Consider the following 531-nt stretch of genomic DNA (forward strand, 5'->3'; position numbering starts at 1 on the left):
CCAGCCACCCGTCCTCCGCGCGCCGCTCGTCCGGGCCCCAGTCCCGCTGGGTGGCCGCCCAGCGCAGATACGCCCGGTGCAGGTCGGTCGGCGGATGCCAGGCGCCGGTGTCCCGGCGCACCNNATCCCCATCCCGTCGACCGGCGCCGCGAGCGCGTCTCCGACGGCCACGCCCAGCAGCGTGCCGCGCACCCTGCTCCGGAAGTCCTGCTGCTCGGCCCGCCCCCAGACAGGCCCGGCTGTCGCACCCACCTAGACCTCCCCGGCGAACCGTCCGCTCCGCTCGTACGACGCGAGCACTGTAATCGAACGGGGGTGGTGGGGCTCAGGGGACGAATCGGTGGCTTTCAGCCGTACCAGTGAGTTCCGGCCTGGGCGCTCACGGTGACCTCCGGTGCGGGTGGCTCGGGACTCGTACGGTACCGGGGGACCTGCGCTGCGGGGTTGCGGCAGGGCTTGCCATCGGCTGACTTCCTCGCTCCCAGTGCCGAGCTAAGCCGCCACACCTGGCGTACGGCAGTCCCGGCAGCG

General features: G+C 73.3%; 1 pseudogene. It reads right to left on the reverse strand.

What is annotated here, in order from left to right:
* Window positions 1–252: pseudogene (locus CCN42_RS21335) on the reverse strand (ADP-ribosylglycohydrolase family protein); the annotation flags it as partial.
* Window positions 253–531: the final 279 nt, after the last annotated feature.

This window comes from Streptomyces glaucescens, from assembly GCF_002154375.1.
GTDB classification, from domain to species: Bacteria; Actinomycetota; Actinomycetes; order Streptomycetales; family Streptomycetaceae; genus Streptomyces; species Streptomyces glaucescens.